This is a genomic window from Streptomyces sp. NPDC026377 (assembly GCF_055567715.1).
This window is the reverse complement of sequence record NZ_JBVHPV010000009.1, coordinates 26,494-44,725: the sequence shown is the minus strand read 5'-3', so window position 1 is coordinate 44,725 and position 18,232 is coordinate 26,494. Positions and strand designations below refer to the sequence as shown.

Here is an 18,232-nt window from a genome sequence, read left to right as displayed (position 1 = left end):
GCTCCGTACTCAGATGTTGCGGAAGCGGTTGATGGCGTCGAGGTGCTTGGCGCGCAGTTCGTGGTCGCGGACGCCCAGGCCCTCGCGCGGGGCGAGCGCGAGGACGCCGACCTTGCCCTGGTGGAGGTTGCGGTGGACGTCGTAGGCGGCCTGACCGGTCTCCTCCAGGCTGTAGACCTTGGAGAGGGTGGGGTGGATCTTGCCCTTGGCGATGAGGCGGTTGGCCTCCCACGCCTCGCGGTAGTTGGCGAAGTGCGAGCCGATGATGCGCTTCAGCGACATCCACAGGTAGCGGTTGTCGTACTCGTGCATGTAGCCCGAGGTGGAGGCGCAGGTGGTGATGGTGCCGCCCTTGCGGGTGACGTAGACGCTGGCGCCGAAGGTCTCGCGGCCGGGGTGCTCGAAGACGATGTCGATGTCCTCGCCGCCGGTCAGCTCGCGGATGCGCTTGCCGAAGCGCTTCCACTCCTTGGGGTCCTGGGTGTGCTCGTCCTTCCAGAACTTGTAGCCCTCGGCGTTGCGGTCGATGACCGCCTCGGCGCCCATGGCGCGGCAGATGTCGGCCTTCTCGGGGCTGGAGACGACGCAGATGGGGTTGGCGCCGCCCGCGAGGGCGAACTGGGTGGCGTAGGAGCCGAGGCCGCCGCTGGCGCCCCAGATCAGGACGTTGTCGCCCTGCTTCATGCCGGCGCCGTTGCGGGAGACGAGCTGGCGGTAGGCGGTGGAGTTCACCAGACCGGGGGAGGCGGCCTCCTCCCAGCTGAGGTGGTCGGGCTTCGGCATGAGCTGGTTGGACTTGACCAGCGCGATCTCGGCGAGGCCGCCGAAGTTCGTCTCGAAGCCCCAGATGCGCTGCTCGGGGTCGAGCATCGTGTCGTTGTGGCCGTCCGAGGACTCCAGCTCGACGGAGAGGCAGTGCGCGACGACCTCGTCACCGGGCTTCCAGGCGTTGACGCCGGGCCCGGTGCGCAGGACGACGCCCGCCAGGTCCGAGCCGATGACGTGGTACGGCAGGTCGTGGCGCTTGGTGAGCTCGCTGAGCCTGCCGTAGCGCTCCAGGAAGCTGAACGTCGACACCGGCTCGAAGATCGAGGTCCACACCGAGTTGTAGTTGACCGAGGAGGCCATGACGGCCACCAGGGCCTCACCCGGGCCGAGTTCGGGGACCGGCACCTCGTCGAGGTGGAGCGACTTGCGCGGGTCCTTGTCCCGGGTGGTGAGCCCGGCGAACATCTCCGTCTCGTCCTTGTGCACGGTGATCGCACGGTACGACTCGGGGATGGGCAGAGCCGCGATGTCGGCGGCGGTGCTGTCCTGCGACTGAATCGCGTCCAGGATTTCCTTCACGGTGTTGCCTCCGGCGAAGCGCGTTGGGAACGCTGAGGGGACTGCTGCTGTGGAGGTGTGCCGTCGGTTCGGCGGTACTACGGGATCGGCGGCGCCTGGTGGGCGCGGGAGGGTGCCTGTGACGCAGGCGTCCGGGCGCGCTCGCTGGGGAAGCTTGCGGGGACAGCCGGCGTACGAGAGGTCTCTGCACGCCGGCCGCCCGGACAACATCAACGTATGGCACCCCGTGCCAGTCGGCAAGACACTGCGTGCCAACAATTTCTCTCAATTGCGTAATGACCTGCACCGATGAGCGATGATCGATCGAACATTGCCCTGGAAACGCGGAAGGCCCGCCCCCGAAGAGGGGCGGGCCTTCACTTTTCGGACAGGTCAGCGCTGCCGGAGCGCCTTCTTGATCGAGTGCATGATCTCGTCCAGCGGCGCGTCCGTACGCGCCACCGCGACCAGCACCTCGTCACTGGTGGAGACCGAGGCGGCGGCGGCCTTCGGCTTCGCGGTGCGCCCCGCCCCGATCCCGGAGCCGAAGGTGTCCCGGACGATTGCGAAGGCGTGGTCGAGCTGGGCCTCCACGTCGCCCTGGCCGCCGGCCCGCAGCCAGCGCCGCAGCACATGGTTGTGGGCGGTGACGACCGCGGAGGCCGCCACCTCCGCGAGCAGCGGGTCGTCGTTGCCGGCGTGGTGGTCGTGCTCGTCGAAGTGGCCCAGCAGATAACGCGTGAACAGCCGCTCGTAGCGGGCCACCGAGGCGATCTCGGCCTCCCGCAGGGTGGGCACCTCGCGGGTCAGCTTGTAGCGGGCCACCGAGACCGCGGGGGAGGAGGCGTACATCTTCATGACCTCCTTGATCCCCCGGCACACCGTGTCCAGCGGATGCTCGTGCGGGGGAGCGGCGTTGAGCACCGCCTCGGCCCGCACCAGGGTGTCGTCGTGGTCGGGGAAGATCGCCTCTTCCTTGGAGCGGAAGTGGCGGAAGAAGGTGCGCCGGGCCACCCCGGCGCGGGCCGCGATCTCGTCGACCGTGGTGGCCTCGTACCCCTTGGCCGAGAAGAGCTCCATCGCCGCCGCCGCCAGCTCACGGCGCATTTTGAGCCGCTGGGCGGCCGCACGGCTGCCGGCGGCACTTTCCGGGGCGTCGGGCGCGGCGGACGCTCGGGTCGGCCGTTTCGAGGAGGCAGCGGGCTGGGGCATGGACCGAACGTACTGCATATGCGCGGGAAGTCGCGCTCGCGGGGGCGGACCGCCCAAGGGATCGAGCAGCCCGCCCCAGCCCTCCCCCGACGGGTTGCCGGGGGAGCCCCACGGCTCAGCGCCGGGCATACTCGCGGAATCCACGGCCCGTCTTGCGGCCCAGGCAGCCGGCCGCCACCAGGTGCTCCAGGAGCGGGGCGGGCGCCAGGCCCGGGTCGCGGAACTCGGCGTGCAGCACCTTCTCGATGGCCAGGGACACGTCGAGCCCGACCACGTCGAGGAGTTCGAACGGGCCCATCGGATAGCCGCCGCCGAGGCGCATCGCCGCGTCGATGTCGTCCAGCGAGGCGTAGTGCTCCTGAACCATCTTGATCGCGTTGTTGAGGTACGGGAAGAGGAGCGCGTTCACGATGAACCCGGCCCGGTCCCCGCAGTCCACCGGGTGCTTGCGGATCTTCGCGGTGACCTCGCGGACGGTGGCGTGCACCTCGTCGGAGGTCAGGACCGTACGGACCACCTCGACCAGCTTCATCGCGGGGGCGGGGTTGAAGAAGTGCATCCCGATGACGTCCTGCGGGCGCGTGGTGGCACGGGCGCAGGCGACGACCGGCAGCGAGGAGGTGGTCGTGGCGAGCACCGCGCCCGGCTTGCAGATCTTGTCCAGGGACGCGAACAGCTGCTGCTTGACCCCCAGGTCCTCGGCGACCGCCTCCACCGCCAGGTCCACGTCGGCGAAGGCCTCCAGGGCGCCGGCCGGGGTGATGCGGGAGAGCGCCTCGTCGCGGGCCTGCGCCGTCATCCGCCCCTTGTCGACAGAGCGCAGGAGCGACTTGGCGATACGGGACTTGGCGGTCTCGGCCTTCTCCAGGCCGCGCGCGGCGAGCACCACGTCGTAACCGGCCTTGGCGAAGACCTCCGCGATGCCGGAGGCCATGGTCCCGGAACCGGCCACGCCGACCGAGCGGATCTCCCGCCCGCCGCCGGCACCGGCCGCGATCGTGGCGGGCGTCTGCGCGTCCGCCACCACCGTCGCGCTGCCCGGCGCCTCGTACGTGTAGAAGCCGCGGCCCGCCTTGCGGCCGGTCAGCCCCGCCTCGGCGAGGTGGCCGAGGACGGGCGCGGGGGCGTGCAGCCGGTCGTGCGAGTCGCTGTACATCGCCTCCAGGACCGTGCGGGCGGTGTCGATGCCGATCAGGTCGAGCAGTTCGAGCGGGCCCATCGGCAGTCCGCAGCCCAGCTTCATCGCGGCGTCGATGTCCTCGCGGGAGGCGTACTTCGACTCGTACATCGCGGCGGCCTGGTTGAGGTAGCCGAAGAGCAGCCCGTCGGCGACGAAGCCCGGGCGGTCGCCGACCGCGACCGGCTCCTTGCCGAGGTCCAGCGCGAGCCGGGTGACCGCCTCCACGGCCGGCGGCGCGGTCAGGACCGAGGAGACCACCTCGACCAGCTTCATCGCGGGCGCAGGGTTGAAGAAGTGCAGCCCCAGGACGCGCTCGGGGTGCGCGGACTCGGCGGCGAGCCGGGTGACGGAGAGGGCGTTGGTGCCCGTCGCCAGGATCGCGGTGGGGGCGACGATGGTGTCGAGCGCGGCGAACACCTGCTGCTTGAGCTCGTACGTCTCCGGCACGACCTCGATGACCAGCTGGGCGTCGGCCGCCGCCTGGAGATCGGTGAAGGTGCGGAACCGGGCGAGGACGTCGCGCCGCTCCTCCTCGGTGATGCGCTCGCGGGCGACGGCCCGGGCGGTGGACGCCTCCAGGGAGGCCACGGCCCGGCGGGCGGCCTGCTCGCTGATGTCGATGCCGATGACCTCGCGGCCCGCCCGGGCGAGCACGTCGGCGATGCCGGTGCCCATGGTGCCGAGACCGACCACGGCGACGGTGTTCAGGGGGGTGTCCATCACGGGACTCCAGGGTGAGTGACGACTGAGGAGAGGGCGCACGCGACCGGCATCCGGCTGTCGCGACGGCGTCGACGAGGACGCGGGTGCGCGGCATGGGCGCACGGCGTGCGGAGAGGTGTCGTGGTGGTGCTGGGGGCCGGCGGACCCGGTCCCGGGGCCACGCCGTGAAAACTGCCGAACCGACGAACACACTCGCGGTGGCTGCGTCACCAGGCCACCGGAGTTCGCGGGGGGTGCCCGCTCACATGAGGTTAACCGGTGAGTAACGAGCGCGCCATAGGGCGGGGATGACAACCCGATGTGATCTGGCTCGCCCTCACGTGCGACGTGCCGAGGACCGGCCCCCCACGTCCACCCACGGACCGCACGGGCCGAGCAAACGATGCCCCCGCACCCGTGACGCCCCAGGGGCGCGGGGAACGGCGCGGCCAGCCACAGCCGGCCCGCACGGCCCCGGCACCTTGGGGGCGCGGGGAAGTGCGCGCTCAGCCACAGCCGGCCCGCACGGGCCCGGCAACCCAGGGGCGCGGGGAACTGCGGGGAGCAACCCACCACGGTCCGCAGACGAAAGGGAGCCCAGGGGCGCGGGGAACGGCGCGACCGGGCACGCCCGCAGCCGAGTCCGGCCCGGAGCACTACGCTTCCCGCATGGACGAGGAGCTGCGGTCCCTCGCGGACCGGCTGCGGGGCGAGGCCAGGGCGTCGGACGCGGTGCCCGCGTACGAGCGACTGCTCTCGACCCGGGACCACGACGAACTCGCGGCCGTCCTCACCGAGCGCGAACGGCCCCTGTGGGCACGGGAGATCGCGGCCTTCCGGCTCGGCTGCGCGGGCGACCGGCGCGCCTTCGAGTCGCTGGTGCTGCTCCTCAACCACCGCGACCCCGAGCGCTGTGTCTCCGCGGCGCACGCCCTGGCCCGGCTCGGGGACCCGCGCACCGCCCGGGCCGCCACCGCGCTCGCCACCAACCAGCTGCGCACGGCGTACGCCCTGCACCCCGTGCGGCTGCTCACCGCGCTGCGCGCCCCCGAGTCCGTACCGGCGCTGATCACCACCCTGCGGCCGCTGCTCTCGCCCGACACCCCTTACTGGCGGGTGGCGCTGGCCTGTGTGGAGGGGCTGGGGGAGCTGGGCGACAAACGGGCGGTGGAGGTCCTGGAGGCGGCGCTGGCCCGCCCCCGCCTCGCCGCGGCCGCGGCCGTGGCACTCAGACGCATCGGGTGACGCGGCCCGGGGGACTCAGGGCGTACCGCGTGCGCCGAGACTCCCGACACCGCCTCCGCCGAGACCCCTGGCGTACCGCACCTCAGGCACCGCGGCCCCGTCCGCGACGAAGTCCTCCTCGGCGCCGTCGGGGACGAAGCCCGCGCGCTCGTAGAACCGCCGGGCCCGGTCGTTGGTTTTGACGACCCACAGCAGCAGCCGCGGACACCCGCCGGCGGCGGCGCGCTCGGTCAGCGCGGCGAGCAGCAGCCGCCCGGCGCCCGTGGACCAGTGGTCGGGGTGGACGTACAGCGCGTACACCTCTGCGTCGGCCGTCCTCGCGCCGCTCTCCTGCCGGTACGGACCGCAGCACCCCCAGCCGATCACCTCGCCCGCCCGCTCGGCCACCAGGTCGACCACCGAGCGGTCGCCCCGGGCCAGCTGCTCGCGGCGGCGCTCGGCGTCCCTCTCCACGCTGAGCGCGTCGAGGTACGTCCGCGGCACCAGGCCCCGGTAGGCCGTGCGCCAGCCCGCCACGCGGACGGCCGCGACCGCCTCGCAGTCGGCGGCGGTCATCTCCCGCACGCGAAGGCCGGCGCTCAACGGTCGGCGACCACGGCGAACGCCTCGATCTCCATCAGCAGTTCGGGGCGGAAGAGCGACACGACCTGGACCGCCGAGGCCGCCGGGAGCCGGCCGCTGTCGAGGTACCCCTCACGCGCCTCGCGGACCGCGGGCAGATACGCGATGTCGGTGACGAAGACGGTCAGCTTCACCACGTCCTCGAACGTCGCGCCCGCGGCCCGGAGGCAGCGGCGCAGGTTTTCGAAGACCTGCCGCGCCTGGGCGGCCGGGTCGCCCTCCCCGACCACGTCCCCCTTCTCGTCCAGGGCGCACTGGCCGGCTGTCGCGATGAACCGGCCGGTGCCCCACACCACATGGCTGTAGTTGACGCCGGGCGCCAGGCCGTCGGGGGTGGCGATGTGCGTGAGGGAAGTCATGCGTCCATCCTGAACCACCCCTCTGACAACGGGTCAACCGGTCCGCCCGGAACCGCAAACCGTTCAGAGGAGCGTGAGCTGTGTCGGACCGGCCCGCTCCGGCTCCGGCTCCCTGCGTTCCGGAATGCGCCGGGCCGCGCCCCGGTGCGCCGGGCCGATGCCGAACTCGGTGGCCAGTTCGTGCACCTGCCGGGTGATCCGGCGCTGGTACCACTTCGGCGCGTAGGCGCCCTCCGCGTACAGCCGCTCGTAGCGCCGCACCAGCTGGGGGTGGTGCTCGGCGAGCCACGCCATGTACCACTCGCGCGCCCCCGGCCGCAGATGCAGCACCAGCGGGGTCACCGAGGTGGCGCCGGAGGCGGCGATCGCGCGGACGGTGGCGCGCAGCTGGTCGGGGTGGTCCCCGAGGAAGGGGATCACCGGGGCCATCAGGACCCCGCAGCCGATGCCCGCCTCGGTCAGCGCCCGTACGACGTCGAGGCGGCGCTCGGGAGCGGGCGTGCCCGGCTCCACCGTGCGCCACAGGTCGTGGTCCACGAACCCCACGGAGACGGAGATGCCCACCCGGGTCACCTCCGCGGCCTGCTGGAGCAGCTCCAGGTCGCGCAGGATCAGCGTGCCCTTGGTGAGGATGGAGAACGGGTTGGCGTGGTCGCGCAGCGCCTCGATGATCCCCGGCATCAGCCGGTAGCGGCCCTCGGCACGCTGGTAGCAGTCGACGTTGGTGCCCATGGCGATGTGCGCGCCCTGCCACCGGCCGGAGGAGAGGTGGCGGCGCAGCAGCTCGGGCGCGTTGACCTTGACCACGATCTGCGAGTCGAAGCCGAGCCCGGTGTCGAGGTCCAGATAGCTGTGCGTCTTGCGGGCGAAGCAGTACACGCACGCGTGGGTGCAGCCCCGGTAGGGGTTGACGGTCCACTCGAACGGCATCCGGGACACCCCGGGCACCCGGTTGACGATCGACCGCGCGCGGACCTCGTGGAAGGTGATCCCGCGGAACTCGGGGGTGTCGAAGGTACGGGTGACCACCGCGTCCGCGTCGAACAGCGCGGCCGCGCGGCCCGCTCCGGGTGGCGCCGGATCATTTTCGGCCAGATTGTCCCAGCGCATATACGCCTCCTCGGGCCTCGTCCGTAGCACTGACCTCAGAATAGAACATCTGTTCCCATGATCGCAGCACCCCCGATTTTGGGGGCCCGTCCCCGAGGTGATTGGCTTTGCCCACCCCGAATCCGGGCGCACCCCCCGGATGTCACGAGTGCTGGAGGAAGAGCCATGGCGCAGGTCGAGGCCACCACGGAGCGGATCATCGCGGCGGACCCGGAGACGGTGTTCGACACCGTGGCCGACTACAAGGACAGCCGTCCGAAGCTCCTGTCCGAGCACTACAGCGAGTACCAGGTGCGCGAGGGCGGCGACGGTGAGGGCACCCTCGTCCACTGGAAGCTCCAGGCCACCAGCAAGCGCGTGCGCGACTGCCTGCTGGAGGTCTCCGAGCCGACCGAGGGGCAGTTGGTGGAGAAGGACCGCAACTCCTCCATGGTCACCACCTGGACCGTCACCCCGGCCGGTGAGGGCCGCTCCAAGGTCGTCGTCACCACCGTGTGGAACGGCGCGGGCGGCATCGGCGGCTTCTTCGAGAAGACCTTCGCCCCCAAGGGCCTCAACCGCATCCACGACACCGTGCTCGGCAAGCTCGCCGCCGAAGTCGAGAAGTAGGCGCCGGCCCGGGGCCGCCGCCGAGCACTCTCAGTCGCAGTCACCGGTTCGAGTGGTTTTCGCGGCGGCCCGGTGGTGCGCCCGCGCGCGCCGGGCCGTGTGAAACACGCTGATGGGGCGGTGGGCAGACGCCCCTTCAGGGCCAGTTGTGCGCCCGCGCACCCCTTCTCTTCCGCTTGCTCCCCATTAGCGCCCGATGCGCAGTATGTACGCCGCGCAGGCGAATCAGGCGCGACGAGGGGAGCAGACGTGGGTGGGATCACTCTGGTGAAGGACCCGGCGCGGGGCGGGCCTTCGGGGGAGCGGCGGCGGGCGCGGCGGGCCGCGCGGGGGTCCGGGCCGGAGTTCTCCGATGCGGCGCAGGCGGCCGTCGCGGCCGTTCCCGCATCGCCCGCCGGCCCCCCCGAGGGCGCCGAGGCCCCCGTGGCGCTCAGCGCGCGCCGGGTGCGGCTGGTCTTCGTCGGGCTGATGCTCACCATGCTGCTCGCGGCCCTCGACCAGATGATCGTCGCGACCGCACTGCCGAAGATCGTCGGTGATCTGCACGGCCTCGACAAGGTCTCCTGGGCCGTCACCTCCTATCTGCTGGCCTCCACCATCGGACTGCCGATCTACGGCAAACTCGGCGACCTCTTCGGCCGCAAACCGGTTTTCCAGTTCGCCATCGTCGTCTTCGTGATCGGCTCGGCGCTGGCCGGCTGGTCGCGGACCATGGAGGAGCTCATCGCCTTCCGCGCCGTCCAGGGCGTGGGCGGCGGCGGGCTCATGATCGGCGTGCAGGCCATCATCGCGGACATCGTGCCGCCCCGCAGGCGCGGCCGGTTCATGGGCCTGATCGGCGCCGTCTACGGGGTGGCCTCGGTGGCCGGACCCCTGCTCGGCGGGTTCTTCACCGACCACACCTCCTGGCGCTGGTGCTTCTACGTCAACGTCCCCTTCGGCCTGGTCACCCTCGCCGTCATCGCCGTCGTCCTCCATCTGCCCCGGCCCGCCGTCCGCCCGCGCCTCGACGTCCTCGGCTCGTTCCTGCTCATCGCCGCCTCGGCCTGCGTGGTGCTGCTGACCAGCTGGGGCGGGACGGAGTACGCCTGGGGCTCGCGCACCATCCTGGGGCTGGCCGCCGGAGCCCTCGGCACGACCCTGCTCTTCGTCGTGGCCGAGCACCACGCGCGCGAACCGGTCATCCCGCTGCGGCTCTTCCGTGACCCGGTCTTCACCATCTCCGGTCTGGTCGGCGCGGTCATCGGCGTCGCGCTCTTCGGCGCCGCCAGCTATCTGCCGACCTTCCTGCAGATGGTCGACGGCGCCACCGCCACCGAGTCCGGGCTGCTGGTCCTGCCCATGATGGGCGGCATCGTCGCCGCCTCGATCATCTCCGGCCACCTCATCAGCCGCACCGGCCGCTACAAGATCTACCCGGTCCTGGGCAGCGCGGCCGCAGCAGTCGGCATGGGGCTGCTCTCCCGGCTGGAGACGGACACCCCCCGGTTCGACTACAGCGTCTGGATGGCGGTCCTGGGCATCGGGATCGGCCTGGTCATGCCGGTGCTCGTCCTCGCCGTGCAGAACGCCGCCGACCCCGCCGACCTCGGCACCGCCACCAGCGCCAACAACTACTTCCGGCAGATCGGCGGCAGCGTGGGGGCCGCCGTCTTCGGCACTCTGTTCACCAACCGCCTCGCCCACTCCCTCACCGAGCAGTTCCCCGCGGGCACCCGCCTCCCCGACCCCGAGTCGATCACCCCGCAGCTGGTGCACTCCATGCCGCCCGCCCTGCGCGACGGCTACATCCGCGCCTACGCCGAGGCCATGCCGCGGATCTTCCTCTACCTGGTGCCGGTCCTGGCGCTCGGCCTCCTGCTCGCCTTCTTCCTCAAGGAGCAACCGCTGGTGTCCCAGAACGCCCCCGCCGTCGACGCGGCCACCGCCCCCTCCGTCGACGCGACCCCCGTTCCCCAGGCCCGTACGCCCCACGCCCCCGCCCACAGCGGCGTCCCGGTCTGCGGAATGGTGCAGCACAGCGACGGCACGACCGTGCCGCGCGCCGCGCTCACCCTCGTCGACGTGCGCGGACAGCAGGTCGGGCGCGGCGGGAGCGGCGAGGACGGGCGGTACGCGCTGAGCGTGCCGGGCGCCGGCAGCTACGTCCTGATCGCCTCGGCCGGAGGGCATCAGCCGCAGGCCGTCTCGGTGACCGTGGGGGAGCGGCCGGTCGAGCTCGACGTGGTCCTCGGCGGCGCCGGACGACTGGCCGGATCGGTGGTCACCGCCGACGGCACCCCGGTACGGGACGCGGCCGTCACCCTCACCGACGTACGCGGCGAGGTCGTCGCCACCACCCGCAGCGGGCGCGAAGGGGCTTATGTGATCAGTGAGTTGGTCGCGGGCGAGTACACCCTGGCCGCAAGCGCCCCGGCCTTCCGGCCCGCCGCCCTCCCCGTCAGCGTCCAGTCCTCGCGCGAGACCCGGCAGGACATCGAGCTCGCGGGCGGCGCCGTGCTGCGCGGCACGGTCAGGGCGAGCGGCGGACGGCCGGTCGAGGACGCGCGCGTGACGCTGCTGGACGCGGCCGGGAACGTGGTGGACACCCTCACCACCGGACCCGACGGCACCTTCCGCTTCGTCGACCTCTCCTCCGGCGAGTACACGGTGATCGCGGCCGGATATCCGCCGGTCGCCACGGTGCTTCAGGTCGCGGGCGGCGGACGCACCGAGCGGGACCTCCAACTGGGCCACGAGGACTGACTATTCTTCAACCAAATGCCCGGTACACGCGGGCGTGCGCCGTATTCCGGCGTTGCCCGGCGCGGGGACTTCGCATGGCCGTACGGTAGGTGGCACAGCCGCAGATCCTTGCGGCGGGGAAGGAGCCTCCACCCATGGACAGTGGCACTCCGCCGACGCTGCCCCGGCAGCCCGCCGTGGCCGGACGGATTCCGCTTGCCGTGATCGTCGTGGACGGCGACGGGCTGGTCTCGCACTGGTCGACCGGTGCGCGCCGGCTCTTCGGGCCCACCCGCGAGGAGGCGGTGGGCCGGCCCGCCCTCGATCTGCTGCCGGTCTCCGGCGCGCTGGACGAGGACCGGTCCGGTGACGTGCTGGGCGACCTGGACGCCTATGACATGTTCGGCCCGGCGCTGGACGCCTCGCTCAACGGCCTGACCTCGTACCCCACGGCCGGACGGGCCTCCCTCTCGGAGCCCGGGCAGCCCCGCGTCGATGTGCTGTGGTGGGCGTATCCGCTGGTCGGGCCCGGCCCCGGGCGGCTTCTGGTCCTTGCGGCGGACGCGGCGCTGCTGCACGCGGGCCATCCGGGCCCCGGCCGGGGCGGCGTGGAGCGGATAGCGCCGGGCTTCGCGCTGCACACCGAGTTCCACGGCGCCGAGGAGCTGGCCCGGCGGCTGCCCGAGATCCTGCCCAGCATGAGTGTCGGGGAGAGCTCCCGGATCGTCTCGCAGGTGCTGGAACTGGGCTATCCCGTCCTGGAGTTCAGCCAGCACGACCGGGTGCCCGTGACGCCGGACTGGGGTGTGCCCCGCCGCCCCGAGCGCAGGGCCGTGCGCGGAGCCGGACAGGCTCCGGCCGCAGTCGGGGCGGCGCCCGCGCCCGAGTTCGCGCAGGATCTTGAGTACGCCGCGGTGCGCGAGCGGCTGGAGTTCCTCAACGAGGTCAGCGGCCGCATCGGCTCCTCCCTCGATCTCTCCCGCACCATCCAGGAGGTGAGCGCCGCCGTGGTGCCGCGCTTCACCGATGTCGCGGGCACCTATCTGCGTGAACAGGTCATCGCCGGTGAGGGGTTCCCGGACGGGCCGCCGGACGAGACCACCCTTTGGCACCGGGTCGCCGTCGAGCACGTCGACGCACCCGGGCGGTGGGACGACGTCGTACCGGTCGGCGAGTCCATGCCGTTCCCCGCGCACACCCCCTTCTTCCAGTGCATGACCACCGGCGAGCCCGTGCTCGTCCCGCGCATCAGCGAGCAGATGGGCACCGCCATCGCCTCGCAGTTCGAAAAGCGCGACATCCGGCCTCTGATCAACGGCCGGTCGATGCTGGTGGTTCCCCTCAAGGCACGCAACGTGGTGCTCGGGTTCATGATCCTGCTGCGTCACGCGGAGCGGGCCGAGTTCAACGACATGGACCGGGTGACCGGCGCCGAACTCGCCGCCCGCGCCGGGCTGGTCCTCGACAACGCCCGGATGTACACCTACCAGGAGAGCGTCGCCGAGACCCTCCAGGACTCGATGCTGCCGCAGGTCACCCCGCAGATGACCGGCTGCGACACCGCCACGCGCTATCTGCCCGGCACCCTGCTCGGCCGGGTCGGCGGCGACTGGTTCGACTCCATCAAGCTGCCCGGCTCCCGGATCGCCCTCGTGGTCGGCGACGTCATGGGTCACGGCCTCAACTCGGCCGCGATGATGGGCCAGTTGCGTACCGCCGTGCAGACCATGGCAGGCCTGGACCTGCCGCCCGCCCAGCTGCTGCGCAACCTCGACGACCTGGCGCAGCGGCTCGGCGAGCACTATCTGGCGACCTGTCTGTACGCGGTCTACGACCCCATCGAGGGCGAGCTCCTGCTGGCCAACGCGGGCCATGTACCGCCGGTCCTGGTCCGCGCCGCCGACGGTCGCAGCGAGCTGCTGGAGCTGCCGACCGGGGCGCCCATCGGCGTGGGCGGGGTGCCGTTCGAGACCGTGCGCCTGCGCGTCGAGCCGGGCGACCGGCTGGTGATGTGCACCGACGGCCTGGTCGAGGTGCGCGGCGAGGACATCGGCGTGGGCCTCGCGACGCTCTGCGAGTCCGCCGCGCACCCGGCCGCCTCCATGGACGACGCCTGCGACACGATCATCCGCGCCCTCAACATCCGGGGCGGCCGCAAGGACGACGTCGCCCTCCTGATGGCCCGGCTCAACGGCATCGCGCGCGAGGACGTGGCCGAGTGGCCGCTCGCCATCGACGCGCGCGAGGTGGCCCGGTCCCGGCGCCTGGTCGTCGGCAGGCTGCGCGAATGGGGCCTCAAGGACGTTGCGGAGACCGTGGAGCTGCTGGTCAGCGAGGTCGTCACCAACGCCGTACGGCATGCGCACAGCCAGCAGGTACGGCTGCGGATGGTGCGCGCCGAGACGCTGCGCTGCGAAGTTGTCGACGACGACCACACACTGCCGATGCTGCTGCACGCGGGACCGCTGGACGAGGCCGGGCGGGGGCTGCGGGTGGTGAGCCGGCTGGCCCGCGAGTGGGGGACGAGCCGTACCGGCGGGGGCAAGACCGTGTGGTTCGAGGTGCCGCTGCCGCCCAGGGGGCGCACGAGGCGCTGAACCGGCTCGAACGAGGCGTGAAGGATTGCGCCGGGTCCTTGTCGGCGTGCCCCCGGAGCGATAGACCGATCTTGACACTGTGCGTGCCAGCCTGGGGAGTCGGTCATGAGTGTGACGAGTCGGTACAAGGACGCCTGGGAAGGCTTCTGGAACGAGGCGCCCGACGAGACGGGCGCGGTGTTCTGGGACGCCGAACCGGCTCTGACGGCGGGCCCCCACCTCGCCCTCTTCGAGCCCCATCTCACCGACCTGGCCCTGCCGATGGTCGATCTGGGATGCGGCAACGGCACCCAGACCCGCTTCCTCGCCGACCGCTACGACAGCGTGGTCGGCGTCGACCTCTCGCCCGCCGCGGTGGAGCGGGCCAGAAGCCAGGACCCGGAAGGGCGCGCCCGCTTCGAGCAGTTGGACGCGACCGACGAGAAGGCCGTCCAGGACCTGCACGCGCGCCTGGGCGACGCCAACGTGTACATACGCGGGGTGCTCCACCAGTGTGAGCCGGCCGCCCGCCGGCCCCTGGCCGACGCCGTAGCCACGCTGGTGGGGACGCGCGGCCGGGCTCTGCTGGTGGAGCTGGCGGAGGCGGCCAAACAGGTCCTGGTGGGCCTGTCCCAGGACCCGGCCGGGGCACCGCCCAAGCTGCGCCCGGTCTTCGCCCACGGCCTCACGCCGGGGGAGGTGGCCGACGCGGCCGTGCCCGCCCTGCTGGGCGCGGCCGGGCTGACGGTCGTGGCCCGCGGCGAGCTCCCGCTGACCACGACCGAGTACCGCCCGGACGGCACCCGGATCGCGCTGCCGTCCACGTGGTGGGTGGTGGGGCGCGCCGGGTGAGGGCCTGTCGTTGAACTCCCGTCGTTGAACCCCTTCGTCCGCCCGGAGGGAGGGCGGGCGCGACGGCGGCCGGTGCGCGCCGGCGCGCCCGTGCCGCCCTCGGGTCAGGAGTCCTTGCGCCGGCGCAGCAGCAGGACGCCGCCGGCCAGGACGCCCGCCAGGGAGGCGGCCGCGACGGGCCGCGCCGCGGTCCCCAGGGCGAAGGAGTCCTTGGGCGCCGCCCCGCCGCCGTGGCCGTGGTGGCTGACGGTGGACTGGGCGGCGCCGGCGTCGATGGCGCGCTGACTGGGCGCGGACGGCTGGACGGCGGCCTGCGCTGCCTTGCCGTACACGACGTCGGAGCAGCTGTAGAACGCCTCGGGGCTGTCGCTGCGCTGCCACACCTTGTAGATGATGTGGCGGCCGGTGCGGGCGGGCAGGTTCCCGGTGAAGGTGTAGGAGCCGTCGGTGGCGGTCCTTGTCGTGGCGTACGCGGCGACGGGCTGTGAATCCAGGTCGGACCACTTCAGCGGCTTCGTCGGGTCGAAACCCTCCTTGGTGATGTAGAGCGTCATGGTCCCCGAGTGGGGGGCGGTCACCCGGAACCTGAAACCGAAGGGGCCTGCCGAGACGCCGGTGGCGGGCCAGTCGGTACGGGCCCAGTCCAGCGCCCGGTACTTCTCCCGGTTGGCCGAGCACAACTTGCCGTCCGGGACGAGCTGTTGATGGTGCCCGTCGGCGTTGGCGATGTTGACCTCGTTCCAGTCGTAGAGCGGCTGGGTGCCGGAGTCGGCGACCAGGTCCTTGCATACCTGCGACTTGGGGGTCTCGGGCCCTTCCGCGTAGCAGGCGGCGACCCGGCTGACCGGGTTGAACACGGCCCCGTGCGCGGCGGCGGGCGAGCCGCCGAGGCAGAACAGTGACGCGGACGCCACACCGAGAACACCGAGCGAGGCTGCGGTACGTCGTACGGACATGTGGGGGCTCCTTCTCAACTGGTTCGGACCAGAGGCTGGCATTGGTCTGGACCAACATGCAAGAGGTCTGCACCAATTGGGTGCGGCGTGGAGGGAGCGGCTGGTCGCGCGGATCTGTCCCGAGGTACCCCGCCTGCCTACCTGCGTAGCGACTTCGGGCTCGATGGACGATCCATCCGCCGTCGGAAGCAGGGAATTGTCCAAGTCCGGACCGGCGCGGAGTTCAAGTGCTGGGCCCGACAAGTGGGCCAGCCGCCCAGTCATCTCTCCCTGTTAAAGTGCAAGCGAGGAAACGTTTGATCGGTTGAACGGTCACGGGGCACGGGGGCGGATACGTGACGACAGATCCAGACCTGAAGGTGAGCAGCGAGAACTTGACCAAGCTCGCTGACGACCTGGATGAAATGCAGCGCTACCTCGACCGGCAGGTCAAGGGCATGGATACGCTCGTCGACGTGATCGAGACCCGCTGGGCGGGCCCTGCTGCCGGGGCCTACCGACGACACCACCGTGACGCAGCCAAGGAAGCGGTCCGTATCCGTGAGCTCATGAAGCTGATCGAAGCAGCTGTGCGTATGAGCCGGGGAGGGTTCACCGAGCAGGAGCTCGAAACGCTCGCGGCGTTCAGACGCATCCAGATGTCCGTGGATGTGGACAAGGAGGCTGACGCGCTTTCCACCCCCAGCGTCGGGAGCGGTCCCGCCACCCCGCGCACGAGTCGCTTGCAAGATCTGTGAGGTGGGACGGATGCCTCCCAACGACGACAACATAGCGGTTGATTTCGCCGCGTTGCAGCTCCTCGCCGGCCAGCTGGAAAAGATCCTCAAAGAGCTGAACGAGAACGTCCAAGCCATGCATGATCGCGTGGAAAAGGTCGTCCTTACGTGGCACGGCGAGGCTCGCGAGGCCTTTATCGATAAGCTTGACGAGTGGGATCGGTCCGCAAAGGACCTGCAGGCGACACAGGCGTGGCTCCACGGCGTCGTCACGACGGGCCAGACCAACTATGCGGCGGCACATGCCGCGGTGTTGCGTGGTTGGGGAGCGGCCTGATGAGCATGCCGCCGCCTCCGCCCCCACTGAAGAACGGGGAAATCGACGTCACCCCCGGGGCGTTGCATGCACTCTCGGGTTACGTTGCCCATCTTCAGGACGGACTGCACAAGGGGGCCATCCAACTTCTGGATGAGCTCAGCCGGTATCCCGACTGCGGCGGTTACGGAACCGCTGCATGGGAGTTCGCTACCGTTTACAAAGAGGTGGGCGATCGTTTCATTGAAGTCTGGGCCAAATCGGTGGCGAGTGTCGGAGGCGCCGCCGTGGGTTTCACCCTGACCGCGAACAACTTTGCGACCGCAGACGCGGCCACCGACCCCTCCGGCGCCAAGGCGCGGACCCAAGCACCGCCGCTCGTCATTGATACGCCGCCGAACTACGGGCCCGTGACAGAACTCAAATGGGCGGACATCGACCAGAGCCAGGACATCTTCCAGTTGGCATTGGAAGCAGCTGAAGCCGGAGTCTTGGCGATCATCAGGCCCCTCTTGGAGGACGTCTACCGTATGGGTAAGGCGGCGGAGATCATGCCGTTGCCCGATTACCTTGGCCTGGACAATATCTCCGTTGCGTGGGCGTACGCGGGCACGGCCGTCACCGCTACGGACGGAAACCTCAGTAGCGCCCTTCACAACTACACTGATCGGTCCAACGGTGAGTGGGCCGTGGCGATGCGGCAGTTCTGCAGCGCGGTCTGGGGCACGAGCGCGTGGGGCAAAAGTCGCGAGGGATACGCGTGGAACCATGATACGGCGCAGCCTGGCCACGCCAGCAGTCACCCGGTCATGGACGTGATGGTCAAGACGTGCGACGTCATGAGTGATGCTCTGCGCGCCTGGGCGGTCGCCGCTCAAGATGTGCGGGACGACCTTCGTCGGCTCTACTACGAAGCGGTCATCAAGGCCCTGCCGCACATCGACACGAGCGATGGTCTTGGTTTGAAAGATCTCAAGAGCTTCGGTAAAGGGCTCCTCCATATGGGGAAGGGCTTCGCGAAGGGCTTCGCTCTAGAGGTCGACCAAGAGGCAATGAATTCTGCGGTTGAGGCATACAACAACCGCGTGCACCGGCAAGTCGTCGAACTCAAAAAATTGCACGGGGCTCTGAATGAGGCGTATGACAGTGCTCCCACGTTCCATGCCGAGTCAGCCCGGGCGGAGTCCTTCGGTGCCCGCGCCCTAACCGATTTTAAGAACGATCCACTCTACACGGTGGCTGGGGGCGACGAGAGCAACCACACATATCCGCTCGACCTGGCGAACCAGGAGGGATTGCTCGGTTCCCACGTGGTGGACAAGCATGTGGGAAAAACGGATGAGCAGTTGGAACAGAGGCTCAGGGATCAGCAGATTGTCAGGCCTTCCGGAATCCGGCCAGAAGCTGTTTCTTCGTTCATGAACCTCGCGGATGCCCAGAAATACACTCAGGCGGCTCTGGATGAACCGTCAAACCAAAGGAAGATCGATAATTGGCTTGCGGGCAACCCCGGCCCTAATTCATCGCGCTCACTTCTGTTGAGGACGAACGGTACTGTGGGTAGATCTTGGAACCGGGGTGACACCGCCGCACGCGACGTGACCAATGTGTGGGTCGTCCTGAGGCCGAACCGGGGAGGTACTCCACCGTTCGTCGTTCTAACTTCCATGCCTACCGACAAGACCCAGCATCCGTAGTACGCGATTTCCAGAGACTGAGGTACGGCCC

General features: G+C 70.5%; 15 protein-coding genes. 8 read left to right on the top strand and 7 right to left on the bottom strand.

Annotated features, from left to right (window positions below):
- Positions 1–9: 9 nt before the first annotated feature.
- The 3 genes from ccrA to ACZ4MU_RS19835 all read right to left on the bottom strand — a co-directional run bounded on the left by ccrA (position 10) and on the right by ACZ4MU_RS19835 (position 4,438).
- Positions 10–1,347, bottom strand: coding sequence for a crotonyl-CoA carboxylase/reductase (ccrA, locus tag ACZ4MU_RS19845; RefSeq protein ID WP_467878083.1), 1,338 nt, complete (start codon positions 1,345–1,347; stop codon positions 10–12).
- Positions 1,348–1,719: 372 nt separating this feature from the next.
- Positions 1,720–2,538, bottom strand: a complete 819-nt coding sequence (locus ACZ4MU_RS19840) for a TetR family transcriptional regulator (RefSeq protein ID WP_467878080.1) — start codon at positions 2,536–2,538, stop codon at positions 1,720–1,722.
- Positions 2,539–2,653: 115 nt separating this feature from the next.
- Complete coding sequence (locus tag ACZ4MU_RS19835) at positions 2,654–4,438, bottom strand: 3-hydroxyacyl-CoA dehydrogenase family protein (protein ID WP_467878078.1); 1,785 nt, start codon at positions 4,436–4,438, stop codon at positions 2,654–2,656.
- A gap of 651 nt (positions 4,439–5,089) precedes the next feature.
- On the opposite strand from ACZ4MU_RS19835, the gene ACZ4MU_RS19830 reads away from it, so the two are divergent.
- Positions 5,090–5,665 carry an adenylosuccinate lyase gene (locus ACZ4MU_RS19830; protein WP_467878075.1) on the top strand — a complete coding sequence of 192 codons (576 nt, stop codon included), beginning with the start codon at positions 5,090–5,092 and terminating at the stop codon, positions 5,663–5,665.
- A 15-nt stretch (positions 5,666–5,680) separates the two neighbouring features.
- On the opposite strand, the gene ACZ4MU_RS19825 is transcribed toward ACZ4MU_RS19830, so the two are convergent.
- From ACZ4MU_RS19825 to ACZ4MU_RS19815, 3 genes are all read right to left on the bottom strand, one after another.
- A complete protein-coding gene (locus tag ACZ4MU_RS19825; RefSeq protein WP_467878073.1) occupies positions 5,681–6,247 on the bottom strand; it encodes a GNAT family N-acetyltransferase in 567 nt (188 codons plus the stop codon).
- A complete protein-coding gene (locus tag ACZ4MU_RS19820; RefSeq protein WP_467878071.1) occupies positions 6,244–6,645 on the bottom strand; it encodes a RidA family protein in 402 nt (133 codons plus the stop codon). The genes ACZ4MU_RS19825 and ACZ4MU_RS19820 overlap by 4 nt, the downstream gene beginning before the upstream one ends.
- 63 nt (positions 6,646–6,708) lie before the next feature.
- Complete coding sequence (locus ACZ4MU_RS19815; RefSeq protein WP_467878069.1) at positions 6,709–7,755, bottom strand: Rv2578c family radical SAM protein; 1,047 nt, start codon at positions 7,753–7,755, stop codon at positions 6,709–6,711.
- Between the two features lie 165 nt (positions 7,756–7,920).
- Between ACZ4MU_RS19815 and ACZ4MU_RS19810 the strand changes: the two genes are divergently transcribed.
- From ACZ4MU_RS19810 to ACZ4MU_RS19795, 4 genes are all read left to right on the top strand, one after another.
- Positions 7,921–8,364 (top strand): SRPBCC family protein, encoded by a 444-nt coding sequence (locus ACZ4MU_RS19810; protein WP_467878067.1) that lies wholly within the window; start codon positions 7,921–7,923, stop codon positions 8,362–8,364.
- Positions 8,365–8,613: 249 nt separating this feature from the next.
- Complete coding sequence (locus tag ACZ4MU_RS19805; protein ID WP_467878064.1) at positions 8,614–11,109, top strand: MFS transporter; 2,496 nt, start codon at positions 8,614–8,616, stop codon at positions 11,107–11,109.
- Positions 11,110–11,243: 134 nt separating this feature from the next.
- Positions 11,244–13,685, top strand: a complete 2,442-nt coding sequence (locus ACZ4MU_RS19800) for a SpoIIE family protein phosphatase (protein ID WP_467878062.1) — start codon at positions 11,244–11,246, stop codon at positions 13,683–13,685.
- Positions 13,686–13,790: 105 nt separating this feature from the next.
- Complete coding sequence (locus tag ACZ4MU_RS19795; RefSeq protein WP_467878060.1) at positions 13,791–14,516, top strand: class I SAM-dependent methyltransferase; 726 nt, start codon at positions 13,791–13,793, stop codon at positions 14,514–14,516.
- Between the two features lie 104 nt (positions 14,517–14,620).
- Here ACZ4MU_RS19795 and ACZ4MU_RS19790 read toward each other — a convergent pair whose 3' ends face one another.
- Entirely contained in the window at positions 14,621–15,472 is an 852-nt protein-coding gene (locus tag ACZ4MU_RS19790) for a lytic polysaccharide monooxygenase auxiliary activity family 9 protein (protein ID WP_467878058.1), read from the bottom strand.
- Between the two features lie 335 nt (positions 15,473–15,807).
- Here ACZ4MU_RS19790 and ACZ4MU_RS19785 point away from each other — a divergent pair, with 335 nt between their 5' ends.
- The 3 genes from ACZ4MU_RS19785 to ACZ4MU_RS19775 are packed head-to-tail and all read left to right on the top strand — an operon-like array spanning position 15,808 to position 18,201.
- Positions 15,808–16,209 carry a WXG100 family type VII secretion target gene (locus ACZ4MU_RS19785; protein ID WP_467878056.1) on the top strand — a complete coding sequence of 134 codons (402 nt, stop codon included), beginning with the start codon at positions 15,808–15,810 and terminating at the stop codon, positions 16,207–16,209.
- A 10-nt stretch (positions 16,210–16,219) separates the two neighbouring features.
- Complete coding sequence (locus ACZ4MU_RS19780) at positions 16,220–16,525, top strand: WXG100 family type VII secretion target (protein WP_467878053.1); 306 nt, start codon at positions 16,220–16,222, stop codon at positions 16,523–16,525.
- Entirely contained in the window at positions 16,525–18,201 is a 1,677-nt protein-coding gene (locus ACZ4MU_RS19775; protein WP_467878050.1) for an RNase A-like domain-containing protein, read from the top strand. Before ACZ4MU_RS19780 ends, ACZ4MU_RS19775 begins: the two co-directional genes overlap by 1 nt.
- Positions 18,202–18,232: the final 31 nt, after the last annotated feature.